This is a genomic window from Gammaproteobacteria bacterium, assembly GCA_030680605.1.
Taxonomy (GTDB): Bacteria; Pseudomonadota; Gammaproteobacteria; order SURF-13; family SURF-13; genus JAQBXX01.
This window is the reverse complement of the sequence record JAUXUQ010000019.1, coordinates 76,434-101,091: the sequence shown is the minus strand read 5'-3', so window position 1 is coordinate 101,091 and position 24,658 is coordinate 76,434. Positions and strand designations below refer to the sequence as shown.

The following is a 24,658-nucleotide window of genomic DNA, read 5'->3' as shown; positions in this document are numbered from 1 at the left end:
GCATCATCCGCACATTGGTCAACGGCGGGCGGCGGGCGGCGCATCATTCTCAAGCAGCAACGCCTGCCCCACCTGCTCCGCCCATGCGACGGAATCGAGATAGGCCTGGGCGACGCCGGCAGTATCCATGACCGGACAATGCACGTCATCCCACTGCCCGCGGTCATAGGCAAGCACGCACTTCAGCGTCTTGCCGATCGGCCCTTGATAATGCAGCAGCGCATTACTCACCTCATCTGCCAGCGGCAACATCTTGAGCAGGTCCTCCAGCGGCCTGTCCATCAGGGCATCCAGCACCGAAAACAGCCCCGCAACGAAGAAACGCTCCGATCCTTTTTGCCCCGCCGCCGTTGCCAGCAGCTCGCACATCTTGGCACGCACCATCGCCGTGACCAGCAACTCACGCGGCTTATCGTCAATATTGGTAAGCACCATGAGACTCACCCAGGTTCTCAACCACTGGCTACCCAGGATGATGATAGCCTGCCGGATCGACTCTACCTTGCGCGGCAGACTGTAAAATGCCGAGTTGATGCAGCGCATCAACTTGTAGCTCATGGCGACATCGCGCTCCACCAGGGTTTCCAGCTCGGTCACGCTGATATCCGGGTTCTGTAGCGCGGCAAGCAATTGTAAAGCGGCGATTCGATTGGTCGGCATGCGGCTGCCAGAAATAACCTTGGGCTTGCAGAAGAAATAACCCTGATAATAATCAAATCCCAGCTCACGGCAAAAATCGAGCATCTCCTGGGTTTCCACCTTTTCCGCCAGCAGCTTGGCCCCGTACTTGCGCAACAAACTGACATCGCGCTGCACCTCGACATGACCTTGCGCCAGTACGTCGATTTTTATAATGTCTGCGATTTCCACCAACGGACGCAACTTCTCGTGATAGACAAAATCATCCAGCACTATCGTATAACCCTGGCTCGAAAGGTGGCGTACCGCCGCCACCACGGCATCATCCATCGCGACACTCTCCAGTATCTCAAGGCAACCCCGGCCAGGCGGGAACGGCAACCTGTAGTGGCCGACAATAAAAGCACGCGTGAGGTTGAAGAAGGCCAGGTGTTCACCGACGATATTTTCCAGGCCAATTTCCATGAAGGCATTGAGCATGACCTGAGACGTTGCCTGGTCGGCGTCGGCAAAGTTCGCGTGGCTGGTCTCTCCACTGCGGAACAACAGCTCGTAACCAATCACGTCAAGCGCGCGGTCATAGATCGGCTGTCGGGCGATAAAGGCATTGGGCATAAATTCAGCTACCTGTTTGCACTGAAACGGACAGCAACAGCGTTGGCTACAACCAGCCCTTGCGCTTGAAATACCAGTAGGGCGCAGCACCAAACAGAACCATCAACACAATGGCCATGAGATATCCCCACTCCCAGTCCAGCTCCGGCATGAGCCTGAAGTTCATGCCGTAGATGCTGGCGACCAGTGTCGGCGGCAGAAACACCACCGCCGCAATCGAGAATATCTTGATGATCTTGTTCTGCTCGATATTGATCATTCCCATGCCGGCATCCATCAACAGGTTTACCTTTTCATACAGAAAGGCAGAATGCGCGATGAGCGATTCGATATCCTTGAGAATTTCCCGCAGCTGCTGTGTCTGCACGGCGCTGAAGTCCCCGCGCCGCAACAGAAATGACAGCGTGCGCTGTTTGTCCATCATGCTGAGGCGGGCGGTGCCATTCAGGTCTTCACTCGCCGCAATGCGGGTAAACACCTCACCCATGTCCTTCTCCGCAGTGCTGAATACCGTCTGGCTCAACACTTCCAGATCCACCTGCAGGCGCTCCAGCGCGTCAGCCAGCCGCTCCACCTTGGTCTCGAACAGATTGAGCATGATCGTCATGGCATCATCCGCCAGCCCGGCCTGACGGCGGGCACGCATGCGGTAGACACGGAAAGCCAGCAAATCTTCGTCATGCAGCGTGAACAGCCGCCCCTGATTCAGGGTAAACGCCACCGTGATGTTGCGCGCTCGATCTTCGAAGTCGTGCAGAAAATAGGAATGGATGTGGAGGCCGTCTTCGTCCTGATAGAAGCGTGCGCTGGCCTCAATCTCGGCGACCTCATCCGGCGTGGGCAAGGCCTGATTATAGACCTGTTGCACCCAGGCAAGTTCGGCCTCCGTAGGCTGGACAATGTCCACCCACAGCGCCTGGCGATCCAGCTCGTCCATGCCGCCTACCTGCCGTTGCTCCAGACGCCCTTCATGCAGTACAAATGTGGTAATCATGTGCCCTGCCCTGGTAGTGCTCCGGGATACGGTCTGTTGCGGGCTTGCTTGACACAGATGCCGCGCATCATGCCGTGTCTCCGCTTACTGGCGTCATGGTAAGCGGCCCGCGCAGGTGAGACAATACTTTAGCGGCAGTTACACCGTTTTTGTTGGAATCTGACGCCTATTTCAATCAGTCTCGCCGAACCGCTCGCCGATGAGCCGCTCCAGCTGCTCCAGGGCCTGCAGCTCGTCCTCGCCGGAGGCAACAAGGTACAGCTGGGTACCTTGACTCGCCGCCAGCATCATTACACCCATAATGCTTTTACCGTTGACCTCGCGCCCGGCGCGCACCAACCGCACTTCGCATGTAAATTGCGCTGCAAGGGTAACGAACTTTGCTGCCGCGCGGGCATGCAGCCCGAGCTTGTTGCAGATCACCACCTCACGTCGTTGCAACGCCTATTCTCCGCACACCGGATTGCAGCACAACACGCCATCCCTGCCGCCGGAGAGTGCTTTTTCGGTCAACTCCGACAGGCTGAGCTGCGGATAATTCAGAATGCGGATCAACATTGGCAGATTGACGCCAGACACCACTTGCACACGATCGCCCTCTATCAGCTGGCAGGCGATATTGCTCGGCGTGGAACCATAGATATCGGTCAACACCAGCACGCCGTTACCCTGATCGAGCGTCTCGACAGACTGCCTCGCCTTGCGCAAGGTACCCTCCGGATCGGCGTTCTGCGTGACCGCAAGCGCTTCGGTGGACAATGGGCACAGGCCCAGCATGGCCGTGGCCGTGGCGATCAGGTCATCGCCAATGTGGTTGTGGGTGATGATCAGCAGGCCAATGGTCATGTGAGGTCTCGATGTCGCACCTGCACATTATCGCGCATTTTGCTGAAATGATCGGCAAGACATTGTGCCATATACACCGAACGGTGCTGGCCGCCGGTACACCCCAGCGCTACCGTCATATAACTGCGATTCTCCGCCTCGAAAGCAGGTGCCCAGCGTTCGAGGAAGGTTGCCAGCTCGACACGCATTTGCCCGACCCGAGGTTGCTCGTCCAGATAGGCCGCAACCGGGACATCCAGCCCGCTCAACGGGCGCAAGGCCTGTTGCCAGTGCGGATTGGGCAGGCAACGCAGGTCAAACACGAAATCGGCATCCGCCGGTATGCCCTTTTTGTAGGCGAAAGACAGGAACAGCACCGCCATGACACTGCGCCCCACCTTGCCCATCCGGCTGCGTATCAACTCCCGCAACTGATGCACATTGGTATCACTGGTATCGAGATTGATGCTTGCATGCGTGAGCATGGGCGCCAGCAATCTGCGTTCATAGGCTATGGCCTCGGCCAGCGGCATACCTAAGCGCGACAGGGGATGCTTGCGTCGTGTTTCACTAAAACGCTTGAGCAGGCTCTTGTCGCCGGCATCCAGAAACACCATTTCGCACAGCAGACCGCTGTGCGAAATTTCTTCCAGCAGCTGCGGCACCAGCTGCAGGTCATCCGCGAGGGTGCGGGCGTCGATGCCGACCGCAGCATTCTCGTATCCGTGCTGCATCTCTTTTGCCAGTTGCGCGGCAAAGGCAGGCAGCAGGCTGACCGGCAGGTTGTCGATGCAGTAGTACCCCAGATCCTCGAGCGACTGCAGGGCGGTGCTTTTACCGGAGCCCGAAAGCCCGGTAACGATGACAAGCTTCATGCCTCCCCCACGCGTCTCAGGCACGTGTACTGGCGCCGGACGAAATCCTCGGCGGCGTCATAGCCCGCCCGGCGTAGCCTGAAGTCACGTACCAGGGTTTCAACCAGCAGGGCGGCATTGCGTCCCGGCAGGAGCGGCAGCACGATCTCTGGCAGGGTATGGCCCAGCACCTGGCGATCGCGGTAATCCGGCGTCAGCGAGCGCTGTGCGCCGGGTGCTGCACACTGCAGCCGCACCGCGAGCGCCAGCATTGCTGCCGGCACAACGGCACGCTCACCAAACAGCGCGCGGATATTGAGCACCCCCAGGCCACGCACCTCCAGCATGTCCTGCAGCAGCGGCGGACATGTGCCTGCCACCCCGGCACCCCCGGCCCTGAAATCCGGCGCATCGTCGGCCACCAGACGGTGTCCGCGCGTGATCAACTCCAGCGCCAGCTCGCCCTTGCCTGTCCCGCTGGCGCCGCACAACAATACGCCTGTATCCAGGATATCCATGAACACACCGTGCAGCGTCACACTGGATGTACACAGGGGCATGGTGCCTCAGGCGGCGGGGCGCCAGTCCCTGATAATGTCGTACAGGGCTGTACTTGAGTCAGCGGCCCGCAATTCGGCACGCAGGCCCTTGTCGTTGAACATCTCCGCCAGCAGGGCGAGTATCTGCAGGTGCTCCGCGGTGCATTTCTCAGGCACCAACAGGGCAAACAGCAAGTCGACCGGCTGCTTGTCCGCGGCGTCAAAGTCTACCCCGTCGGCCAGCCGGACAAAGGCACCGATGGGCTGCTGCCCACCCTGCACCCGCCCATGCGGCAGCGCAAAGCCATGCCCCAGGCCGGTGCCCCCCAGGCGCTCACGTGCGACCAGACTGTTAAATATTTCCTGGGCGTCAGGCCCGGTCTCCGCCTGGGCCAGCAGCTCGCTCAACAGCTCCAATGCGCGTTTTTTGCTCGCACCACGGGCGCGACAGGCGATACGTTGTGGAATAATGAGGTCAGTAATCTGCATGTGACTCTGCAACCAGACTCGCCATGAATGGCGAGGCCTGTAACACCCTTAGCTGTGCTGCTGGTTTTTCAGCGCGCCTTCGGAGCGGTGGTGATCCGTAAGCTTCTCCTTGTGCTTCTTGATCTGACGGTCGAGCTTGTCCGCCAGCGCGTCTATCGCCGCGTACATGTCACCATCCTCCGCGTCCGCATGCAGGCTCGCACCGCTCACATGCAGGGTGGCCTCGGCCTTTTGGCGCAGCTTTTCAACCGACAACACCACGGTCATGTCTGTCACATGGTCGAAGTGTCGCTGCACACGTTCAAGCTTGTTCGTCAGATAGGCGCGTAAGGCGGGGGTAATCTCAACATGATGGCCACTGAGGCTGAGGTTCATGGATCGGGCTCCTTAAGATGGAAGAAGAATCTAGGCCATACGCCTGCGCTCGTTAGAGGGTGGGATGGTCAGCGATTCCCTGTATTTTGCCACAGTTCGCCGTGCAACGTTAATGCCCTGCTTGACCAGTATCCCGGCGATCTTGCTGTCGCTCAGGGGTTTGGCCGTGTGCTCGGCCGCCACCAGCTTCCTGATTACCGCGCGGATGGCGGTGGCGGAGCACTCCCCGCCCGTGTCGGTGCTGACGCAACTGGAGAAGAAGTACTTGAGTTCGAAGATACCACGGGGGGTGTGCATGAATTTCTGCCGGGTGACGCGTGAAATGGTCGATTCGTGCATGCCCAGCGTCTCGGCCACGTCACGCAATACCAGCGGTTTCATCGCCTCTTCGCCGTGCTCCAGAAAGCCCTGCTGCCGCTCGACGATGCAGGTTGCGACCCTGAGCAGGGTTTCATTGCGGCTCTGCAGGCTCTTGATAAACCAGCGCGCCTCCTGTAAATGGTTTTTCAGGGTGGAATTGTCCGTGCTGTTGTCGGCCCGCCGGATCAGGCCGGCATACTGGTGATTGATGCGCACGCGTGGCGCTGCGCCCTGATTGAGAAATACCTGCCAGGCACCCCGATGCTTCTTCACATAGACGTCGGGCGTGATGTATTCGGCCTGGCTCTCGGTCACCTGCTCGCCTGGACGCGGATTGAGACCATGCACCAGGGCAATGATCGCGCGCAGGTCATCCTCGGTGACGCCCAGACGGCGACGTAACTGGGCATAGTCGTGGCTGGCAAGCAGCGGCAGATCATCGCCAACCAGGCGTTTGGCCTGCTCCAGCCAGGGCGTACCCCTGGGACATTGATGCAACTGAAGCAACAGGCACTCACGCAGATCGCGAGCCCCCACGCCGACCGGGTCGAAATTCTGCACCCGGTGCAGCACGGCCTCGATAGCATCCAGCGTCACGTCCTCTTCGGCCAGCGCACCCTGCAGGCCAGACCGGATATCCTCGATGCTGCTGTTGAGATAACCGCTATCACTGATGGAGTCGATGATGGCGGCGGCAATCATCATGTCGGTATCGGAAAACGGTGTCAGACGCATCTGCCACACGAGGTGATCGCGCAGACTTTCCGTGGCAGCGTCATGGGACTCATAGCCACGGCTATCAGGATCCTGAGCGTGCGTGTAGGCGGTATTTACGTCATAGGCATCCTCCCACAGCGTATCCACAGCCTGATCCTGATGCTGCCCCTCGTAGCCGTCGTGCTCGCTTCCGGCGGCCTCCGTCACGGCCTGCGCCGGAGCCTCTGTAGCGTAGGCCGATTGTTCCACGGCCGCGAACCCGGCGCTATCGTCCTCGTCCAGCTCCAGCATCAGGTTGGAGTCCAGCGCCTGCTGGATTTCCGTGTGCAATTCCATGGAGGAGAGTTGCAACAGGCGTATCGCCTGCTGCAACTGGGGTGTCATGGTGAGGTGCTGACCAAGACGGAGTTGCATTGATTGTTTCATAGTCAGTCTTCCATGCCTGCGATCTATCGGAGGGGTTTACACAGGGCATGGCAAATCTCGTGCCAACTTCCATCATACCCGATTCAGAGCCGGAAATGCTCCCCCAGATAGACCTCCTTGACATGGGCATGGCTGAGGATGGCGTCCGGCGTGCCTTCGGCGATCACCCGGCCCTCATTCATGATATAGGCGCGGGCGCAGATACCCAGGGTCTCGCGCACCTTGTGGTCCGTGATCAGGATGCCGATACCACGTTCGCGCAGGTGATTGATGATAGCCTGAATATCGATCACCGAGAGTGGGTCGACCCCGGCGAAGGGCTCATCCAGCAGAATGAAACTGGGGTCGGCGGCCAGCGCACGGGCTATTTCGACCCGTCTGCGCTCACCGCCGGACAGGCCCTGGCCCAGGCTGTCGCGCAGGTGGTCGATATGGAACTCGCGCATCAGGTCCTTGCATACCTCTGCCTGCTCGTCCGGGCTAAGGTCGGGCCGGGTCTGCAGAATCGCCAAAATATTGTCAGCCACCGTCAGTTTGCGGAACACTGACGCCTCTTGAGGCAGATACCCTATCCCCAACCGGGCGCGCGCATGCATGGGATAGTGGGTCAGGTCATATTCGTCCAGCCGGATCTGGCCGCTGGCGCACGGCACGAGGCCGACGATCATGTAAAAGCAGGTGGTTTTGCCAGCGCCATTGGGGCCCAGCAGCCCGACCACCTCACCGCTCCTGACTTCGATCGAGACATCATTGACGACGCTACGCGACTTGTAGCGCTTGACCAGATGGCGGGCCGAGAGCAGGCTCATCAACCCGGCGCTTAGGGCTTGGTCGCGGGCGCGGAACCATCGGGCACAGCCTTGTCGCGCGGCTGGATGATGATGCGCACCCGTTCCTTGCCTGTGCTCGACATGCTGGCATTCACCACGTCGAGCCGCATATCGTATTCGATGCGATTACCGCTGAACTCATCCTTGCCCTGCCAGAGGTGCCCGCCCTCCAGCAGAATAAGTTTTTCCTTGTCGGCGTAATACTCCATGCGCTGCGCCTTGGCGCGCACATCCTCGCTCTTGTTGTCAGGGCGCTGTTTGAAACTCGCCGGATTGCCCACGGCAACCACCTTGTCAAGCACCCGCTGCGGGCTGTAGATCGTCACGGTATCGGCCTTCAACTCCAGCGTGCCCTGCACGGCCACCACATTGCCCTGATAGACGCTCACCCCGGACTTGTCATCGATTTCTACCGTATCGGCCTCAATCGTCAGCGGTTGCTGCTTGTCTGATGACAGCGCCTGCGCGCCGCCCACAAACCCGAACCCCAGCAGCAACAGTACCGCCCTAGCGTTTCTTTGCTTCATATCTGCCTCGTACCTTGGACAACAATTTCAGCCGTCCTTCCTTGATAAATATCTGCATCCCTACGCCCCGTGTGACGCTGGTCTGCCCGGTAATCGTGACCGGTGCTGAGGTTTCCGCATACTCCGCGTCCGGCAACAGCGTGAGATCGTGGGTTTCAATACGCCACACGTCGCGCGCGGGCGCTGCCGGATTTTCAATCAGCACCTCACCCTGCAACAGAATACGTTTGCGATCCTTCGACATCCAGCCACGCGCGGAGCGCACCTCCCACGGCGCCGCATCCTTCTGATACAGTGTCATTGCAGGCTGCGTGAACTCGGCGCTGCCATCGTCAGCATAGTGGACCATCAGCGGGGCCTGCAGCTTATGTGTGGGCTGACCCCTCTCATTCATACCGGTGATAACGAAATTCTCCATAGTGTAATCCGGCTCGTGGCGCAGGGTGGCTTCCTCGCCCTGACGTCCCGCCTCATTCAGGCTGAGCAGCCACTGGCTCACCAAGGCCAGCACAACGAGTATCAGTATCAACACCAGCGTGCGCCGCTCCGGCCATTTGAAGTGCACTCGAGGCGGTAACCGCATCACAGATAGCGCTGCATTTCCGCATCAAGATGCCCCTGCGCCTCCATGACGAGTTCGCACACATCACGCGCGGCGCCGCGGCCACCCAGGCTCGGCGTTTGCCAGTGCGCATGCGCCTTGACCAGAGGATGCGCGTCCTGCACTGCAATGGCGAGACCGGCCCGGCGCATCACCGGCAAATCCACCACGTCATCACCCACAAACGCGGTTTGCTCCGCCCCCAACCCCAGCTTGGCGATCAACGCCTCAAAGGCCGACAACTTGTGCAGCTGGCCCTGATAAACATGCTCCACGCCCAGATTGGCCATGCGGTGCACCACCACCTGCGAGGTGCGCCCGGTAATCACCGCGACCTGCACGCCGGTTTGCCTCAGCATCTTCATGCCGTGGCCATCGCGCGAGTGAAAGGCCTTGTATTCCTGGCCATCGTCACCGAGATACAGGCTGCCATCGGTAAGCACGCCGTCCACATCGAACACCACCAGCTTGATCTGGGCGGCCTTTTCGAGGATATCCTTCATACCACACCCGCCCGCAGCAAATCCTGCAGGTTGAAGGCGCCGGCCACCCGGTGCTCTGCGTCAACCACCGGCAGGGCGCTGATTTTGTGCCTTTGCATGAGCTGCAAGGCCTCGGCGGCCAGCATGTCGGCATGTGCTACCTTGCCGCCACGTGTCATGACCTGGGTCATGGGTGTCGTATGTACGTCCAGCGCATGATCCAGCGCACGGCGCAAATCACCGTCGGTAAAAATCCCGAGCAACCGGCCATCGGCGTCCACGACCGTGGTCATACCCAGGCCCTTACGCGTCATTTCCATCAGCGCCTCGCTGAGCGGTGCCTGCTCCGTGACCTTCGGAATACGGTCACCGGTGTGCATGATGTCCCCAATCAGCAGCAGCAAGCGCCGCCCCAGACGCCCGGCAGGGTGTGAGCGTGCAAAATCCTCTGCGGTAAAGCCGCGAGCCTCCAGCAGCGATACTGCCAGCGCATCGCCCATCACCAGCGCCGCCGTGGTGCTGGCCGTCGGCGCCAGCCCGAGCGGGCAGGCCTCCTCTGCCACACTCACGTCGATGTGCACGCTGGCCCTGCGCGCCAGCGCGGAGTCCGGATTGCCGGTCAGTGCGATCAGCGGCACACCAAGGCGCTTGATGAGTGGCACGATGGTAAGGATTTCATCGGTTTCACCCGAATTGGAAAGTGCGAGCACGACGTCCTTGGCGGTAATCATGCCGAGATCGCCGTGACTCGCCTCGCCCGGGTGGACAAAAAAGGCCGGGCTGCCGGTACTGGCCAGTGTGGCGGCGATCTTGCTGCCGATGTGGCCGGACTTGCCCATGCCGATCACGACGATGCGCCCTTCGCAGTCGAGCAGGTACTGGCAGGCGCGCGCAAAATCCGCGTCGATACGCGTGCTGAGCGCGGCCACCGCGCGGGCCTCAGTGTCGATCACGGCACGTGCCATGCGGTAGAGCGTCACGTCATCCATGCGTCGTCGCTGACTGTGGACATAGCCTTTCATCGCGCCAAGTGTATAGGAATCCGGCTACAGCCACCAAACCGACTTTCCGCTAGTATAGTGCGAAAACCCAAGGCAATATATGAACTACTGGTTGATGAAATCCGAGCCCGATGCCTTCGGTATCGACGATCTCAAGCTGCGCCCGCAGCAGACAGAGCCTTGGGACGGCGTGCGCAACTACCAGGCGCGCAACATGCTGCGCGATGATATGCAGGTGGGCGATCTGGCCTTTTTCTATCACTCCAACTGCGCCGTGCCGGGCATTGCCGGGGTGATGAAAATCGTACGGGCGGGGTATCCTGACACCACGGCGCTGAATCCGGAGAGCAAATACCATGACCCGAAAAGCACGCCCGATAACCCGCGCTGGTTCCGCGTCGACGTACGCTATAAACGCAAACTCAAGCGCATCATCAGCCTCGCCGAACTCAAGGCGCACCCCGCCCTGCGCGATCTGGCGCTGCTCCGGCGTGGCAACCGCCTCTCCATCCTGCCGCTCTCGCAGACACACTGGGATATCATTTTGGCGCTGGAGTAAGCGCCTGCGCGCTTATGGTGTGCTGGCCAGCCTGCTCGGCTATGGAGCAGTGGCTGGAATCTCCACCGCGCTGGCGGCGGAATTGCCGTTTGAGACCGTGACGGTAAGCTACCGGGAAGTGCCGCGTGAACAGGCCTTCGACGCCGTGATTGAAGCGACACGGCAATCCACCGTGTCGGCGCAGGTAAACGGGCGCGTGGTCGAGATCTATTTCGACGTCGGTGATGCCATGCCGCGTGACAGCGTGCTGCTGCGCATCCGCAACGCCGAGCAGCGCGCCGGACTCGCTGCCGGGCAAGCCACACTGCGCGAGACGGAAGCCCGCCTGCGGGAGGCCCAGGCGGAGTTTGATCGCGTCAGCACGATTTACGAAAAACGCCTGCTGCCCAAGGCGGCCCTCGACAAGGCCAGCGCCGACCTGAAGTCGGCACAGGCACGGGTTGCGTCAGCGCAGGCGGGTATCAGTCAGGCCGGCGAACAATTGGGCTACACGGTCATCCGTGCGCCCTACAGTGGTGTCGTCACACAGCGTCATGTCGAAACCGGCGAGACCGTGACCGTTGGCCAGGCCTTGATGAGCGGCTATTCACTGGAGACACTGCGTGCCGTAGCCAGTGTGCCGCAGGCTGACATGGCGGTGGTGCGCACGCTGCAACAGGCGCAGGTGCAACTCGACGCCCCGGCGCAAACCGTGACCGCCACCCGCCTCACCTTCGCGCCCTACGCCGACCCGGCCAGCCACGTGTATCAGGTGCGCGCCGAACTGCCGACCGGCACCGAGTCGGTGTATCCCGGCATGTTTGCCAAGCTGCTGTTCATCACCGGCAGCGAGCGCCGCCTGCGGGTGCCGACACAGGCGCTGGTGGTGCGCGGCGAGATAACCGCCGTCTATGTAGTGGATGCGGGCAGTCGGGTCGCGCTGCGCCAGATCCGCATCGGCTTGCCTGCCGGGCCTGACCAGATCGAGGTACTCGCCGGGCTGGCCGAAAACGAACGTATTGCGCTCGACCCGTTGCGCGCCATGCGCTGGCTGAAGGAGCCGCCTGCGGACTCGCCACGTGGCCCGTAAGCTTGGTCTGGCAGGCCGTATCGCGCAGCGTTTTGTCGACTCCGAACTCACGCTGCTGCTTGCCATTACAGCGTTGCTGCTGGGTATCTTCGCCGTGCTGGTCACACCGCGCGAGGAAGAGCCGCAGATCGACGTCACCTTCGCCAACGTCTTCATTGCCTACCCCGGCGCCAGCGCGCGCGAAATTGAAAACCTCATCAGCACACCGGCAGAACAGGTGCTGTCCGAGATCGAAGGCGTGGAACACATCACCTCGCAGTCGCTGCCGGGGCGCGCCGTGCTCACGGTGCAATTCAAGGTGGGCGAAGACCGCACCCGCGCCATCGTACGCCTGTACAACGCCATCTACTCCAATCAGGACTGGCTGCCCGCCAACCTCGGCGTGGCGCAACCGCTTATCAAACCCAAAGGCATCGACGACGTGCCCATCGTCACGCTCACCTTGTGGAGCACAGACCCGGCCTACACCGCTTATCCGTTACAGAAAATAGCGCACACGCTGGAGACCGAACTCAAACGAATCACCGGCACGCGCGATATTTACACGGTCGGCGGCGCCCCGGAAGTCGTGCGCGTACGCATCGACCCGGTGCGGCTGGCGGGCTTTAACATTGCACTGGATGACCTGCGCCACGCATTACGCGCGGCCAACAGCGCGCAGCCGTCCGGCGTGCAGGTGCTGGACGACCGCGAAATCCTGATTGAGGGTGGACAGTTCCTCGGCAACGCCGACGACATCGGCGCGCTGGTGGTCGGCCTCAGCCAGCACACGCCGGTGCATCTGCGCGATGTGGCTGACATTGCCCACGGGCCCGCTCAACCGGAGCAGTACGTGCGCTTCGGAAATCGCAGCGAGGCACACGCCGCACCGCCTGCGGTCACACTGGCCATCGCCAAGCAGGCAGGCACCAACGCCGTCGCCATTGCCGACGAGATACTCAGCCACATCGAGCATCTCAAGGGCATCGTCATTCCCGCCGGCGTCGAGGTCAGCGTCACGCGCAACTATGGTGCGACTGCCGACGACAAGGCGCAACTGCTCATGACCAAGCTGGTATTCGCCACCCTCGCGGTTGTGCTGCTGATATTCGCCGCGCTGGGCTGGCGCGCGGCCGTGATTGTGGGCGTGGCCGTTGTCGTCACGCTGGCACTGACCCTGTTCGCCTCCTGGGCCTGGGGATTTACACTCAACCGCGTGTCGCTGTTTGCGCTCATCTTCTCCATCGGCATCCTGGTGGACGACGCCATCGTGGTGGTCGAAAATATTCATCGCCAGCGCCCGCCACCCGGCGGCAGTCTGCGTGAAGTCATACCGCGCGCGGTAGATGAAGTCGGCGGACCAACCATCCTCGCCACCCTCACCGTGATCGCGGCACTGCTGCCGATGGCCTTTGTCTCAGGTCTCATGGGGCCGTACATGAGTCCTATCCCGATCAATGCCAGCCTGGGCATGCTGATTTCGCTCGCGGTCGCCTTCGTTCTCACGCCGTGGCTCAGCCTGAAACTCATGGGCACGCATCAGCACGCTGGTGAAGCGCGGGATGCGCGCCTCGCCGCCCGGCTGCAAGGGCTGTTTCAGCGCGGCCTGTCGCCCTTTCTGGATAACACCCGCGGCCGCACCCGGCGGCGCTGGCTGTGGGCCGGGCTTGCCCTGCTGATTGTGCTGTCGCTGGTACTGGTCGCGGCCAGGCTGGTGGTGATGAAGATGCTGCCGTTCGATAACAAATCCGAATTCCAGATCGTGGTGGACATGCCGGAGGGTACCAGTGTCGAGCGCACGGCGCGGGTGCTGGATGCACTGGGGGCCTATCTCAACACGGTGCCGGAAGTGCGCGACTATCAGACCTATGCCGGCACGGCGGCGCCCATCAACTTCAACGGCCTGGTGCGGCAGTATTACCTGCGCCAGTCGGCCCATGCCGGTGACATCCAGGTCAACCTGGTGGAAAAATCGCAACGCCAGCGCCAGAGCCACGCCATTGCGCAGGCCGTGCGTGCGCCGTTGCAGGACATCGGCAACCGCTTCGGCGCCAACGTCAAAATCGTCGAGGTACCGCCCGGCCCACCGGTCAGCGCGCCGCTGCTGGCGGAAGTCTATGGCCCGGATTACGCCGGGCAACTCCGCGTAGCCGAGGCGCTGACACAATTGTTCGCGCGCACCCCGGACGTGGTCGATGTCGACAGCAGCGTGGAGGCGCCCGCGCCCAAACTGCTGCTGCGCGTCGACCAGCAAAAGGCAGCGCTCAGTGGCGTGACGCCGCAAACCGTGGTGGCGGCGCTCGCCACCGTGCTCGGCGGCGAAGACGTGAGCTACCTGCATGACGCGCAGGCCAAATATGCCGTGCCGATCCGGCTCGAATTCAGCCCCGGCGACAAGGCCCGGCTCTCCACCTTGCTCGCCCTGCGCGTACGGGCGGCCAACGGGTCGCTGGTACCGCTGTCCAACTTCACCCACGTCACCGAGTCCCGGCGTGAGCAGTCGATTTATCACAAAGACCTGCGTCCGGTGGTGTATGTGGCGGGCGACATGGCGGGCCCGCTCGACAGTCCGCTGTATGCCATGTTCGACATCAGCGCGGCCCTGGCAGGCGGCGCCCGTCTGGACGACATCAGCCCCCGCCAGTCCTTCATCCGGGCGCCGCAGGATGTGCATCGTTACGGCATCAAGTGGGACGGCGAGTGGCAGGTCACCTACGAGACCTTCCGCGACATGGGCATTGCCTATGCCGTCGGCATGATACTGATCTACCTGCTGGTGGTCGGGCAGTTCCGCTCCTACCTCGTCCCGCTCATTATCATGGCGCCGATTCCGCTGACGCTGATCGGCATTCTGCCGGGGCACGCCCTGTTCGGCGCGCAATTCACCGCCACCTCGATGATCGGCATGATTGCGCTTGCCGGCATCATGGTGCGCAACTCGATACTGCTGGTGGATTTCATTAACCAGAAACTGCAGGCGGGTGTGACGCTGGGAGACGCGGTCATCAGCGCCGGTGCCGTACGTGCCAAACCCATTGTGCTCACCGGCCTTGCGGCCATGCTGGGCGCGCTGTTCATCCTGGACGACCCGATCTTCAACGGCCTCGCGATCTCGCTGTTGTGCGGCGTGCTGATCTCGACGCTGCTGACACTGCTGGTGATACCGCTGCTCTACTACAGCTACAGGCAGGGGCAGACGGCGGACAAACCCTAACGCGCTACCGGGAAAAGACTTGCCTCAGTACCACTCACCCGGTGTGCTGCGGCGGCGGCGCTCGCTGATAAACAGCCCCAGTGCCGCCACCACTGCCAGCAACCCGACCACCACCAGCGCCTGCGGCAACGGTTCCATATACTCCCACAGCATCTGCATGTGTTCGCCAAAATGCAGCAGGGCGGAGTGCAGCAACATGAGCGCGTCGGCAAGGAACAGCCCCAGCCACGCCAGCGCGATACCGGCCAGCAACAGTGACCAACCGAGCGAGGGTGCCTTCTTCATGCGTGCAGCTCCTGTCCTGGGTGATACGGCATTCTACAATGCCTCGGAGGCGTAGTCTGCAAGGCGTGAACGCTCGCCGCGCATCAGGGTGATATGGCCGCTGTGGTGCCAGGCCTTGAACCGGTCCACCACATAGGTCAGGCCCGAGGTGGTCTCGGTGAGATAGGGGGTGTCGATCTGTGCCACGTTGCCGAGGCATACCACCTTGCTGCCCGGTCCGGCGCGCGTAATCAGCGTCTTCATCTGCTTGGCGCTCAGATTCTGCGCTTCGTCGAGAATAATGAACTTGTTGAGGAAGGTGCGCCCGCGCATGAAATTGAGCGAGCGGATCTTGATGCGGTTGCGCAGCAGGTCGTTGGTAGCAGCGCGGCCCCAGTCGCCGCCGACGTCGGACTTGGTCAGCACCTCCAGATTGTCCATCAGCGCACCCATCCAGGGTGTCATCTTCTCCTCCTCGGTGCCTGGTAAAAAGCCGATGTCTTCGCCCACCGGCACCGTCACCCGGGTCATGATGATCTCGCTGTAGCGCTTTTCATCCAGCACCTGCTCCAGCCCGGCGGCGAGCGTGAGCAGCGTCTTGCCCGCACCTGCGGTGCCGAGCAGGGTGACGAAGTCTATCTCCGGATCCATCAGCAGGTTGAGCGCGTAATTCTGCTCACGGTTGAGCGCGTTGATGCCCCACACCGCATGGCGTGGGTTGAGAAAATCGCGCACCAGCTCGATGGTTGCGCCACTGCCCTCCAGCGTCCGCACGATGGCCTCAAAACCACTGTCGCCGGTGCCGGACAGGAACTGGTTGGGGTGCCAGTTTTCCACATCCGGGCCACTCAGCTTGTAAAACGTGCGCCCGCTTTCCTGCCACGAGGTCATGTCCTTGCTGTGCCTGTCCCAGAAATCCGCTGGCAGTTCCGCGCTGCCCCGGTACAGCAGACTGACATCGTCCAGCACCTGGTCGTTGTAATAGTCCTCGGCATGCACGCCGAGCACCGCCGCCTTGATGCGCAGGTTGATATCCTTGGAGACCAGGATCACCGTGACATCGCGGTGCTCCTGTTGCAGCGCGATAACGGTGCCGAGGATGTTGTTGTCCGGGCGATGGCCGGGCAGCGCCTCGTGCAATTCGAGCGGCATGCGGCGGGTCTGGAAGAACAGCCGTCCGCGGGCGGCAGCGGCCTGACTGTAGGCGGGCAACGCAAGCCCGTTGTCGATTTCTTCCTTGCTGGCGTTATGCATCAGGTCATCCAGAAAACGGCTGACCTGGCGCACGTTGCGAGCTACCTCAGACAGCCCCTTCTTGCCCGCATCCAGCTCCTCCAGCACCACCATCGGCAGATAGACATCGTGCTCATGGAAGCGGAAGATCGCGGTCGGATCGTGCATCAACACATTGGTGTCGAGCACAAACAGCCGCTTGCCGGTGATTTCTTTTCTGGGCATAACCGTTAACACCCTTCAAGCCAAACGTCCCCTGCTTCGGCGAGGAAGGGGTTACTTGCTGAGCGCCTTCACTGCCACCAGCACCTCGTCCACGTGGCCTTCCACCTTCACCTTGCGCCACTCCTGACGCAACATGCCGGCTTTGTCGATCAGGAAGGTGCTGCGCTGCACACCCACCACTTCCTTGCCATACATGATCTTGGGCTGGATGACATCAAACAGCTTGCAGACCTCTTCATCCGCGTCTGACAGCAAATCAAAACTGAACCCTTCCTGCTCCTTGAATGACTCGTGCAGCTTTATGCTGTCGCGCGACACGCCGAGTATCACCGTATTGAGCTTGGCAAACTGCTTGGCAGCATCACGGAAATTCTGCCCCTCCAGCGTGCAGCCGGGGGTCTTGTCCTTGGGGTAGAAGTAGAGCACGACATTCTTGCCTTTCAGACCTGACAGCCGCACCCGCTGATTGCCAGTCGCGGGCAGCTCAAAGTCCGGCACCGCCGTGCCCATACTGATCCTGCTCATCTGACAGCCTCCTTGAACATATTCTCACCCCCTGCAGTGGCTCAGGGTTCTAACGCTTCAATGGCTCCAGCACACCATCCAGATTCAACTCCTCGCACAGGCCCATGAACTCGTCGCGCAGGGCGGCGATATGCACCTCAGCCGGAATATTGACCGTCATGGTCAGGGAAAACATCGAAGTGGCAGAGTGGGCCGAGGTGTAGCCGCTGGTATAGAGATCCTCGACATTGATGCCGCGCGCGGTGAAAAAATCGGCCAGCCGGTAGATAATGCCGGGGCGATCCACCGTCACGATCTCGGCCACGTACGGCAGCAGCGGTGCCTCGCTGGCGCGCGCCTCGGTGCGATGCGCGTTGATCGCCAGCCCCAGCCGCTCCTGCAACCCCGGCAACGCGCCTTCGGCCTTGGCCACCGCACTCCAGTTGCCGGTCACCATCAGCACCGCGGCAAACTCGCCCCCCAGCACCGTCATGCGGCTGTCGGCAATGCCGCATCCGCACTCCATCAAGGCCTGCGCCAGCTCCTTGAGCAGGCCGGGCCGGTCTGCGCCCAGGGCGGAAATAACCAGCAAGACTTTCATTGCGATACAGGCGCCCCGGTGCAGTCTGAGTATAAGTGGAGGGAATTTAAGGAGGATTATACAGGCAATTGCGGCGGGCGGAAAAACAAAGCCCCGCATGCGCGGGGCTTTGGAGGGTTGAGCCTGTGTTTCGTCGTCGGCCCAACCTGGGTTGGTAACGCTGGGGTGCGCTACGCTGCACCCTCCTGCGCGTTACTTACTTACAGGCCTTGTTCGTCAAGCAAGTGCCCGTCTGTCCCCAGATAATCGCGGTGTTAGCTGCATTTTGTGCTGGCGTCAAGATTGAAGTCCACCCACCCGCAGCGGTAGTACCGGTCATGGTGATTACACCATCCGCTACTCTCATGTCTGCCGCCAAACTGGTGGTCGCAGCAGCGGCAGCAGGCACGCCATTGGATCCCGCAGTACAGCCAGTTAGAGTACCGAGACTTGCGAAACACTCAGCGACGGCAATCTTATAGGCATCCCCAATAGATAGTACTTCAGAAAATCTAGCTCTCTTTGTGTAGTCGTTATATGACGGAATTGCTATTGCCGCCAGAATGCCGATGATGGCAACCACGATCATCAACTCGATCAGGGTAAAGCCTTGTTGTATTTTTTGCATGTCCTGCTCCTTGAAAAATTGTAGTTGAGTTCTGTTGGCTTCAGGGCTCTGTCGGCACATCACGGGCAACAGGTCAGCACCCCCGAAGCATGTCAAAAGAATGTACAACAAGATTCGTGCCAGAAATCAGAAAAGGTTTGACATATACGCAATAGTTCTATGATATATAAAAGTATTATACTTAACAAAAAAAGGCGATACGTCACCTCAAGCCACCTTGATGGACGCCCTGTCGGGCATAAAGTGACACACAGCGTCACTTTATGCCCTTGCAGCCTGCGTCACTATCACCCTCTCGGCCACCGGGAAAGCTGCCGTCCGGGGGCGACGCCCTTTCCCGCTGTGCTAATATTGCCTGAGCGATCAAACCACTACCGGGAACCCCTCCGTGACTCCGTCTGACAGCCGCTTTCCCTCTACCCGGATGCGCCGCATGCGGCGCGATGCCTTCAGCCGCCGCTTGATGCGCGAGACCACGCTCACGGTAGACGATCTCATCTACCCGATGTTTGTGCTCGAGGGCAAGGGTAAGCGCGAGGCCGTGGCCTCCATGCCCGGCATTGAACGGGTGAGTGTGGACGAGTTGCTTAAAGAAGCGACAGCGCTGGTAAAGCTCGGCATACCCGCGATTGCGTTATTTCCTGTTACCCCAGCGGAAATGAAATCGCTGGATGCACAAGAGGCCTGGAACCCGGATGGCTTGGTCCAACGCGCGGTGCGGGCGCTGAAAAAGGAGCTTCCAGCACTCGGCGTGATTACCGACGTCGCGCTCGACCCCTACACCACCCACGGCCAGGACGGGCTGATTGACGCCAGCGGCTATGTGCTGAACGACGAGACCGTCGCGGCGCTGGTGAAGCAGGCACTGTCGCACGCCGAGGCCGGCGCCGACGTGGTGGCACCCTCGGACATGATGGACGGGCGCATCGGCGCAATTCGCAGCGCACTCGAAGCCAACGGCCACAGCCACGCCCGCATCCTCGCCTATGCGGCGAAATACGCCTCCGGTTTTTACGGCCCGTTTCGCGATGCGGTCGGCTCGGCGGCCAATCTCAAATCGGGCCTCGGCGCGGGCGATAAATACACCTATCAGATGGATCCGGCCAACAGCGATGAAGCCTTGCGCGAAGTGGCGCTCGATCTGGCCGAAGGCGCCGACATGGTGATGATCAAGCCCGGCCTGCCCTACCTCGATATCGTGCGGCGGGTAAAGGATGAATTCGGCGCACCGACATTTGTGTATCAGGTGAGCGGCGAATACGCAATGCTGATGGCCGCCGCACAAAACGGCTGGCTGGATGAGCGTGCGGTGGTGCTGGAGTCGCTGGTGTGTATCAAGCGCGCCGGTGCCGATGGCATCCTCACCTATTTCGCCAAACGCGCAGCAGAGTGGCTGAAGTAGCCCGGCCACACCATCCCGCCCCCTCCGGCCAGAGGCAGGGACCCGCGTGTAACGCCCCCGTCACAACTACTTCATATCCTCACGCCATGAGCGATATCGACTTGAGGCAGCCCGACCTCTATATCAACCGCGAACTCTCGCAACTGGAGTTCAACCGCCGCGTGCTGGAACTGGCAGCCGATACCACCCTCCCCCTGCTGGAGCGGTTACGTTTTCTGTGCATCTCCAGCACCAATCTGGATGAGTTTTTCGAAATCCGTGTCTCCGGTCTGAAGCAAAAAGCGCAGGCGGGCGCTGCGCAGGCGGAAGCCGACCACTTAAGCCCACAGGACACCTTGCAACGCGTCAGTGCCGCGGCACACACGCTGGTCGCAGAACAGTACCGGACTTTGAATGCATCCCTGATCCCGGCACTCGCCGCGGAAAATATCCGTTTCCTGCGCCGCACCCACTGGAATGCCAAACAGTCCGCCTGGGTAAAGCGCTATTTCAATGATGCGCTGTTACCGGTGCTCAGCCCCATGGGCCTCGACCCGGCCCATCCCTTTCCGCGCATACTCAACAAGAGCCTCAATTTTGTTGTCTCGCTGGAAGGCAAGGACGCCTTTGGCCGCAACAGCGCCACCGCCGTGGTACAGGCGCCGCGTTCGCTGCCGCGCCTGATTCATCTTCCCCGGGAATGCGCCAAAGGCCCCCACGATTTCGTGTTTCTGTCCTCCATTCTGCACGCCCATGTGGGTGAACTGTTTCCCGGCATGCAGGTGACCGGCTGCTTCCAGTTTCGTCTCACGCGTAACAGCGAGCTGTTTGTCAACGAAGAAGAAATCGATGACTTGCTGCAGGCGCTGGAAGGCGAACTGCCCATGCGTCATTATGGCGATGCCCTGCGGCTGGAGGTGGCGGATAACTGCGCGCCTGAAATGGCGCACTTCCTGTTGCGTCAGTTCAATCTGGGCACCGACGATCTGTACCAGGTGGAGGGTCCCGTGAATCTCAACCGCCTGCTCATGATTGCCGAGCAGGTCGACCGGCCCGACCTCAAATACCCGCCCTTTACGCCCGGGCTGCCGCGCCGTCTCGCTCACCCCGCCGACCTGTTTGCCGCCATCCGTCAGGGCGACGTGTTGTTGCACCATCCGTTCGAGTCGTTCGCGCCGGTCATCGATTTTGTGCGGCAGGCGGCGGCGGACCCGGACGTACTCGCCATCAAGCAAACCCTCTACCGTACCGGTGCCGAGTCGGTGCTGGTGGATGTGCTGGCAGAAGCCGCGCATGCGGGCAAGGAAGTGACTGTCGTGGTTGAATTACGCGCGCGCTTTGATGAGGCTGACAACATCAGTTCTGCCAACCGCCTGCAGGACGCCGGGGCACACGTCGTGTACGGCGTGGTCGGCTACAAGACCCACGCCAAGATGCTGCTGGTGGTGCGGCGCGAGGGTAAACAGTTGCGCCGCTATGTACATCTCTCTACCGGCAACTATCACTTGCGCACCGCCCGCAGTTATACCGATTTCGGTCTGCTCACCTGCGACAAGACGATTGGCGATGATGTGCACAAGGTATTCCAGCAGCTCACCGGGCTGGGGCGGGCGAGCAAACTCAAAAAACTGTTGCAGTCACCGTTTACGTTGTTCAAGACCCTGTGCGAGATGATTACTCGCGAGGTGGAGCACGCACGCGCTGGCAGACCGGCGCATATCATCGCCCGCATGAATGCGCTGTCCGATCCCCAGATCATTGAGGCGCTGTATCAGGCCTCCTGCGCAGGGGTAAAAATCGACTTGCTGGTGCGCGGCATTTGCTGCCTGAGGCCGGGCCTGCCGGGCGTCTCGGAAAACATCCAGGTGCGTTCCGTGCTCGGCCGTTTTCTTGAACACAGCCGTGTGTACTACTTTCACAATGACGGTGCCTCCTGTGTGTATGGCTCCAGCGCCGACTGGATGCCACGCAATCTGTTCCGCCGGGTCGAGGTGTGTTTCCCGGTGGAGGACAAACGTCTGGCCAAACGGCTGGTGGATGAAGGCCTGCGCGCCTACCTGACCGACGACACCCAAACCTGGCTGCTGAACAGCACGGGTGAATATCAGCGGGTCACGCCCAAGACGGGGCATGCACATTCAGCCCAGCAGCGCCTGCTGGAAAAACTCGCGGACTGATGCCGGAAGCGCTGCTGTGTCTCGGATGCCCCTAGCGAAAACCCAGTCGCAACCTGATACCCGCGCTCTTGAGGCAGGCCACCTCCTCTTTTAAATCAGCGCAGGTCAGCGGTTGCCGTGCGGCCCAGACCTTGGGCAGCGACAACGTCACACTCTTGCCCGCCGCCTTGAGCCGGATGTGCGGCAGACGCCGCGCACTACGGCTGCGATGCAGCACCACGGCCAGCCGCAGCAGCAGGCACAGACGCGTACTTGCCAGGCGCAACCTGCCCGGCAGGGCCCGCAGCGCCGCCACAGGGATTTTGCCGCGCTGCGCCAGTATCAATGTGGCCAGCCACTGCTGGTCGCGGCGCGAAAATCCCGCCATGTCCGTTTGTTCGGCAAGATAGGCGCCGTGCTTATGGTGCTGGGCATGACTGACGGAAAGCCCGGCCTCATGCAACTGCGCGGCCCACGCCAGCAGACGAGCATCCTCTGCCTGCAGGTGCCAGGGTTGCGCTACCTGCTGTAGCAGCAGCGCGGCACTCCGCGCAACACGCTGTGACTGCGCGGCATCGACCCCGGTACGTGCCGCCAGCCACTGCACACTGCGTTCACGCACATCCGTACCCCGCGCCCTGCGCCCCCACATGTCGTACAGCACGCCTTCACGCAACGCGCCATCGGCATACACCATGCGGGTAATGCCCAGACTCTCGAAAATAGCCATCAGGATGGCAACGCCTCCGGGAAATACTGCCGCACGCTCACTGCGCAAACCTGCCAGCTTCAGCCCCTTAATCCGGCGGGCGGCGATGAGTCGTTTGCGCAACTTGTTCAGACCCGCGCGGGTGATGCCCTCGTCACTCCAGCCTTGTGCACGCAGCACTTCCTGCACCGCATTGATAGTGCCAGATGCACCCACCGCCTCCGTCCAGCCCAGGCTGCGGTAGCGGGCCACGTGCGGCAGCAGCGCCTGGTGCGCGGCCAACTGGGCGCGTTCGAAGTTGACGCGGCTGAGTACCCCTTTGGGGAAAAAGTCTGTACTGCCCCGCACACAGCCGATACTCAGACTTTCCATGTGGAGCGGATCGAAACCACGGCCTATGATCAACTCGGTGCTGCCGCCGCCGATGTCCACCACCAGTCGCTGGCCAACACTTTCCCCCAGACTGTGCGCCACACCCAGATAAATGAGACGCGCCTCCTCCCGCCCGTCGATGACCTCGACCGGATGCCCCAGCGCACGCTGTGCCGCCGCAATAAATTCAGCCGCATTACGCGCCTTGCGCAAGGTATTGGTGCCGACCACCCGCACACTGCCCGGCGGCAGGCCGCGCAAGCGTTCGCCAAAACGGCTGAGGCAGGCCAGGGCGCGCTGTTGCGCACGCTTGCTGAGATTGGCCTGCTTGTTCAGGCCTGCAGCGAGCCGCACCATCTCCCGCAGCCGGTCGAGTACGTGTAGCCTGCCCTGGGCCACCTGCGTCACAATCATGTGGAAGCTGTTGGAGCCGAGGTCCACCGCTGCCAGCAGACGTGGCCCAGCGCGCGGCGCAGCCTTGGCCCGCCTGCCGTGTTTCGCGCCCGGCGCGGCTTTCAGGGCGATTGATCGACTTGCCGTACGCGCCAATGAATTCTCCGCCTGTCGCCTGTTATAATTGGTGTACAGCCGGGGCTACTGTAGCAAAAATCCCAAGCCGCCGCCTGTTTCCAGGCCCAAGGCGCTCATGTCATCACTCTTTGATTTCAAACCGGAAAATGCACGCTACGCGGTGATGGGCAACCCGGTGGCGCACAGTAAATCACCCGCTATCCATGCTGCCTTCGCACGCCAGTGCGGACACAGCCTGAGCTATGAGGCCATTCACGTGGATAGCGGCGGCCTGGCGCAAGCGCTCGGCAACTTTCAGGCCGCAGGTGGCAAGGGTGTGAACATCACCGTGCCCTTCAAGCAGGAGGCCTGCGCACTAAGCGACGCACTAAGCCCCCGCGCGCAACAGGCCCAGGCCGTGAACACCCTCCTGTTTCAGGCCGACGGCACGCGTTACGGTGACAACACCGACGGCGTCGGGCTGGTGCGCGATATTCTGCACAACCATGGCGGCATCATCGCCGGGCGCCGTGTGCTGCTGCTCGGCGCAGGTGGCGCAGCACGCGGCGTGATCGGCCCGTTGCTGGCGGAAAATCCTGCCGTATTGGTCATTGCCAATCGCACCCCGGATCGGGCGGCGGAACTCGCCGCCGCATTTTCCGGCACCGGTAAGATAGCGGGCGGCGGCTTTCCCGCCCTCACAGGACACACCTTCGACCTTATCATCAATGCCACCGCCGCCAGCCTGCAACACGACATGCCGCCCTTGCCGGATGGCATCGTGGCAACCGGCGGCTGGTGTTACGACATGATGTATGGCGCGCAGCCGACCATTTTCATGCACTGGGCAGAGCGGCAGGGCGCGGAAAAGTCACTCGACGGTCTCGGCATGCTGGTTGAACAGGCCGCCGAGGCCTTTTATCTCTGGCGCGGCATACTGCCCGACACTGCACCGGTCATTGCGGCCCTACGTAACAATGACTGCTAACCGGATTTTGGAG

26 protein-coding genes are annotated in these 24,658 nt (G+C 61.3%); 6 read left to right on the top strand and 20 right to left on the bottom strand.

Features of this window, described 5'->3' with window-relative positions:
* Nucleotides 1-18: 18 nt before the first annotated feature.
* The 14 genes from Q8L89_07825 to Q8L89_07760 form a co-directional block, all read right to left on the bottom strand.
* Nucleotides 19-1,254 (bottom strand): HDOD domain-containing protein, encoded by a 1,236-nt coding sequence (locus tag Q8L89_07825; GenBank protein ID MDP1708954.1) that lies wholly within the window; start codon nucleotides 1,252-1,254, stop codon nucleotides 19-21.
* 46 nt (nucleotides 1,255-1,300) lie between these two features.
* The gene (gene corA, locus Q8L89_07820; GenBank protein MDP1708953.1) at nucleotides 1,301-2,248 is read right to left on the bottom strand and encodes a magnesium/cobalt transporter CorA; all 948 of its coding nucleotides are present in this window, start codon (nucleotides 2,246-2,248) and stop codon (nucleotides 1,301-1,303) included.
* Between the two features lie 171 nt (nucleotides 2,249-2,419).
* Nucleotides 2,420-2,689, bottom strand: coding sequence for an HPr family phosphocarrier protein (locus Q8L89_07815; GenBank protein MDP1708952.1), 270 nt, complete (start codon nucleotides 2,687-2,689; stop codon nucleotides 2,420-2,422).
* A gap of 3 nt (nucleotides 2,690-2,692) precedes the next feature.
* Complete coding sequence (locus Q8L89_07810) at nucleotides 2,693-3,094, bottom strand: PTS fructose transporter subunit IIA (protein ID MDP1708951.1); 402 nt, start codon at nucleotides 3,092-3,094, stop codon at nucleotides 2,693-2,695.
* Nucleotides 3,091-3,948: an RNase adapter RapZ gene (gene rapZ / locus Q8L89_07805; protein ID MDP1708950.1), complete on the bottom strand. Its 858-nt coding sequence runs from the start codon at nucleotides 3,946-3,948 to the stop codon at nucleotides 3,091-3,093. Before rapZ ends, Q8L89_07810 begins: the two co-directional genes overlap by 4 nt.
* A complete protein-coding gene (locus tag Q8L89_07800) occupies nucleotides 3,945-4,487 on the bottom strand; it encodes a hypothetical protein (protein ID MDP1708949.1) in 543 nt (180 codons plus the stop codon). The genes rapZ and Q8L89_07800 overlap by 4 nt, the downstream gene beginning before the upstream one ends.
* 6 nt (nucleotides 4,488-4,493) lie before the next feature.
* Complete coding sequence (gene ptsN, locus Q8L89_07795) at nucleotides 4,494-4,955, bottom strand: PTS IIA-like nitrogen regulatory protein PtsN (protein ID MDP1708948.1); 462 nt, start codon at nucleotides 4,953-4,955, stop codon at nucleotides 4,494-4,496.
* Between the two features lie 48 nt (nucleotides 4,956-5,003).
* The gene (gene raiA / locus Q8L89_07790) at nucleotides 5,004-5,330 is read right to left on the bottom strand and encodes a ribosome-associated translation inhibitor RaiA (protein MDP1708947.1); all 327 of its coding nucleotides are present in this window, start codon (nucleotides 5,328-5,330) and stop codon (nucleotides 5,004-5,006) included.
* A 30-nt stretch (nucleotides 5,331-5,360) separates the two neighbouring features.
* Nucleotides 5,361-6,833: an RNA polymerase factor sigma-54 gene (locus Q8L89_07785; protein MDP1708946.1), complete on the bottom strand. Its 1,473-nt coding sequence runs from the start codon at nucleotides 6,831-6,833 to the stop codon at nucleotides 5,361-5,363.
* Nucleotides 6,834-6,916: 83 nt separating this feature from the next.
* Nucleotides 6,917-7,642 carry an LPS export ABC transporter ATP-binding protein gene (gene lptB, locus Q8L89_07780; protein ID MDP1708945.1) on the bottom strand — a complete coding sequence of 242 codons (726 nt, stop codon included), beginning with the start codon at nucleotides 7,640-7,642 and terminating at the stop codon, nucleotides 6,917-6,919.
* A gap of 11 nt (nucleotides 7,643-7,653) precedes the next feature.
* A complete protein-coding gene (gene lptA / locus Q8L89_07775; protein MDP1708944.1) occupies nucleotides 7,654-8,190 on the bottom strand; it encodes a lipopolysaccharide transport periplasmic protein LptA in 537 nt (178 codons plus the stop codon).
* A complete protein-coding gene (gene lptC / locus Q8L89_07770) occupies nucleotides 8,171-8,755 on the bottom strand; it encodes an LPS export ABC transporter periplasmic protein LptC (GenBank protein ID MDP1708943.1) in 585 nt (194 codons plus the stop codon). The genes lptA and lptC overlap by 20 nt, the downstream gene beginning before the upstream one ends.
* A 17-nt stretch (nucleotides 8,756-8,772) precedes the next feature.
* Nucleotides 8,773-9,294: a 3-deoxy-manno-octulosonate-8-phosphatase KdsC gene (gene kdsC, locus Q8L89_07765; protein ID MDP1708942.1), complete on the bottom strand. Its 522-nt coding sequence runs from the start codon at nucleotides 9,292-9,294 to the stop codon at nucleotides 8,773-8,775.
* Nucleotides 9,291-10,295 (bottom strand): KpsF/GutQ family sugar-phosphate isomerase, encoded by a 1,005-nt coding sequence (locus Q8L89_07760; GenBank protein ID MDP1708941.1) that lies wholly within the window; start codon nucleotides 10,293-10,295, stop codon nucleotides 9,291-9,293. The genes kdsC and Q8L89_07760 overlap by 4 nt, the downstream gene beginning before the upstream one ends.
* A 79-nt stretch (nucleotides 10,296-10,374) precedes the next feature.
* Between Q8L89_07760 and Q8L89_07755 the strand changes: the two genes are divergently transcribed.
* The 3 genes from Q8L89_07755 to Q8L89_07745 are packed head-to-tail and all read left to right on the top strand — an operon-like array spanning nucleotide 10,375 to nucleotide 15,095.
* Nucleotides 10,375-10,833 carry an EVE domain-containing protein gene (locus Q8L89_07755; protein MDP1708940.1) on the top strand — a complete coding sequence of 153 codons (459 nt, stop codon included), beginning with the start codon at nucleotides 10,375-10,377 and terminating at the stop codon, nucleotides 10,831-10,833.
* A 19-nt stretch (nucleotides 10,834-10,852) separates the two neighbouring features.
* Nucleotides 10,853-11,902, top strand: coding sequence for an efflux RND transporter periplasmic adaptor subunit (locus tag Q8L89_07750; GenBank protein ID MDP1708939.1), 1,050 nt, complete (start codon nucleotides 10,853-10,855; stop codon nucleotides 11,900-11,902).
* Nucleotides 11,892-15,095 (top strand): efflux RND transporter permease subunit, encoded by a 3,204-nt coding sequence (locus Q8L89_07745; GenBank protein MDP1708938.1) that lies wholly within the window; start codon nucleotides 11,892-11,894, stop codon nucleotides 15,093-15,095. The genes Q8L89_07750 and Q8L89_07745 overlap by 11 nt, the downstream gene beginning before the upstream one ends.
* Nucleotides 15,096-15,119: 24 nt before the next feature.
* Here Q8L89_07745 and Q8L89_07740 read toward each other — a convergent pair whose 3' ends face one another.
* From Q8L89_07740 to Q8L89_07720, 5 genes are all read right to left on the bottom strand, one after another.
* Nucleotides 15,120-15,380, bottom strand: a complete 261-nt coding sequence (locus Q8L89_07740) for a hypothetical protein (GenBank protein ID MDP1708937.1) — start codon at nucleotides 15,378-15,380, stop codon at nucleotides 15,120-15,122.
* A 33-nt stretch (nucleotides 15,381-15,413) separates the two neighbouring features.
* Nucleotides 15,414-16,817: a PhoH family protein gene (locus tag Q8L89_07735; protein ID MDP1708936.1), complete on the bottom strand. Its 1,404-nt coding sequence runs from the start codon at nucleotides 16,815-16,817 to the stop codon at nucleotides 15,414-15,416.
* A 51-nt stretch (nucleotides 16,818-16,868) separates the two neighbouring features.
* On the bottom strand, nucleotides 16,869-17,342 hold the full coding sequence (locus tag Q8L89_07730; GenBank protein MDP1708935.1) for a peroxiredoxin: 474 nt from the start codon (nucleotides 17,340-17,342) through the stop codon (nucleotides 16,869-16,871).
* Between the two features lie 49 nt (nucleotides 17,343-17,391).
* Nucleotides 17,392-17,922 (bottom strand): ACT domain-containing protein, encoded by a 531-nt coding sequence (locus Q8L89_07725; GenBank protein ID MDP1708934.1) that lies wholly within the window; start codon nucleotides 17,920-17,922, stop codon nucleotides 17,392-17,394.
* 196 nt (nucleotides 17,923-18,118) lie between these two features.
* Entirely contained in the window at nucleotides 18,119-18,529 is a 411-nt protein-coding gene (locus Q8L89_07720; GenBank protein ID MDP1708933.1) for a prepilin-type N-terminal cleavage/methylation domain-containing protein, read from the bottom strand.
* Nucleotides 18,530-18,917: 388 nt separating this feature from the next.
* Here Q8L89_07720 and hemB point away from each other — a divergent pair, with 388 nt between their 5' ends.
* Both hemB and ppk1 read left to right on the top strand, forming a co-directional pair.
* On the top strand, nucleotides 18,918-19,931 hold the full coding sequence (hemB, locus tag Q8L89_07715; protein ID MDP1708932.1) for a porphobilinogen synthase: 1,014 nt from the start codon (nucleotides 18,918-18,920) through the stop codon (nucleotides 19,929-19,931).
* An 86-nt stretch (nucleotides 19,932-20,017) separates the two neighbouring features.
* The gene (ppk1, locus tag Q8L89_07710; GenBank protein MDP1708931.1) at nucleotides 20,018-22,087 is read left to right on the top strand and encodes a polyphosphate kinase 1; all 2,070 of its coding nucleotides are present in this window, start codon (nucleotides 20,018-20,020) and stop codon (nucleotides 22,085-22,087) included.
* A 31-nt stretch (nucleotides 22,088-22,118) separates the two neighbouring features.
* Here ppk1 and ppx read toward each other — a convergent pair whose 3' ends face one another.
* Nucleotides 22,119-23,588 carry an exopolyphosphatase gene (ppx, locus tag Q8L89_07705; GenBank protein ID MDP1708930.1) on the bottom strand — a complete coding sequence of 490 codons (1,470 nt, stop codon included), beginning with the start codon at nucleotides 23,586-23,588 and terminating at the stop codon, nucleotides 22,119-22,121.
* A 205-nt stretch (nucleotides 23,589-23,793) separates the two neighbouring features.
* Here ppx and aroE point away from each other — a divergent pair, with 205 nt between their 5' ends.
* A complete protein-coding gene (gene aroE / locus Q8L89_07700; protein ID MDP1708929.1) occupies nucleotides 23,794-24,645 on the top strand; it encodes a shikimate dehydrogenase in 852 nt (283 codons plus the stop codon).
* Nucleotides 24,646-24,658: the final 13 nt, after the last annotated feature.

What these genes read in the sequence shown, in the direction of transcription:
- lptA (MDP1708944.1), bottom strand. Translation starts at nt 8,190, where the DNA reads ATGAAGCAAAGAAACGCTAGGGCGGTACTGTTGCTGCTGGGGTTCGGG.
- Q8L89_07725 (MDP1708934.1), bottom strand. Translation starts at nt 17,922, where the DNA reads ATGAAAGTCTTGCTGGTTATTTCCGCCCTGGGCGCAGACCGGCCCGGC.
- raiA (MDP1708947.1), bottom strand. Translation starts at nt 5,330, where the DNA reads ATGAACCTCAGCCTCAGTGGCCATCATGTTGAGATTACCCCCGCCTTA.
- Q8L89_07800 (MDP1708949.1), bottom strand. Translation starts at nt 4,487, where the DNA reads ATGCCCCTGTGTACATCCAGTGTGACGCTGCACGGTGTGTTCATGGAT.
- Q8L89_07760 (MDP1708941.1), bottom strand. Translation starts at nt 10,295, where the DNA reads ATGAAAGGCTATGTCCACAGTCAGCGACGACGCATGGATGACGTGACG.
- Q8L89_07785 (MDP1708946.1), bottom strand. Translation starts at nt 6,833, where the DNA reads ATGAAACAATCAATGCAACTCCGTCTTGGTCAGCACCTCACCATGACA.
- Q8L89_07755 (MDP1708940.1), top strand. Translation starts at nt 10,375, where the DNA reads ATGAACTACTGGTTGATGAAATCCGAGCCCGATGCCTTCGGTATCGAC.
- Q8L89_07810 (MDP1708951.1), bottom strand. Translation starts at nt 3,094, where the DNA reads ATGACCATTGGCCTGCTGATCATCACCCACAACCACATTGGCGATGAC.
- Q8L89_07740 (MDP1708937.1), bottom strand. Translation starts at nt 15,380, where the DNA reads ATGAAGAAGGCACCCTCGCTCGGTTGGTCACTGTTGCTGGCCGGTATC.
- Q8L89_07825 (MDP1708954.1), bottom strand. Translation starts at nt 1,254, where the DNA reads ATGCCCAATGCCTTTATCGCCCGACAGCCGATCTATGACCGCGCGCTT.
- lptB (MDP1708945.1), bottom strand. Translation starts at nt 7,642, where the DNA reads ATGAGCCTGCTCTCGGCCCGCCATCTGGTCAAGCGCTACAAGTCGCGT.
- Q8L89_07720 (MDP1708933.1), bottom strand. Translation starts at nt 18,529, where the DNA reads ATGCAAAAAATACAACAAGGCTTTACCCTGATCGAGTTGATGATCGTG.
- kdsC (MDP1708942.1), bottom strand. Translation starts at nt 9,294, where the DNA reads ATGAAGGATATCCTCGAAAAGGCCGCCCAGATCAAGCTGGTGGTGTTC.
- aroE (MDP1708929.1), top strand. Translation starts at nt 23,794, where the DNA reads ATGTCATCACTCTTTGATTTCAAACCGGAAAATGCACGCTACGCGGTG.
- Q8L89_07730 (MDP1708935.1), bottom strand. Translation starts at nt 17,342, where the DNA reads ATGAGCAGGATCAGTATGGGCACGGCGGTGCCGGACTTTGAGCTGCCC.
- corA (MDP1708953.1), bottom strand. Translation starts at nt 2,248, where the DNA reads ATGATTACCACATTTGTACTGCATGAAGGGCGTCTGGAGCAACGGCAG.
- Q8L89_07735 (MDP1708936.1), bottom strand. Translation starts at nt 16,817, where the DNA reads ATGCCCAGAAAAGAAATCACCGGCAAGCGGCTGTTTGTGCTCGACACC.
- ptsN (MDP1708948.1), bottom strand. Translation starts at nt 4,955, where the DNA reads ATGCAGATTACTGACCTCATTATTCCACAACGTATCGCCTGTCGCGCC.
- rapZ (MDP1708950.1), bottom strand. Translation starts at nt 3,948, where the DNA reads ATGAAGCTTGTCATCGTTACCGGGCTTTCGGGCTCCGGTAAAAGCACC.
- ppk1 (MDP1708931.1), top strand. Translation starts at nt 20,018, where the DNA reads ATGAGCGATATCGACTTGAGGCAGCCCGACCTCTATATCAACCGCGAA.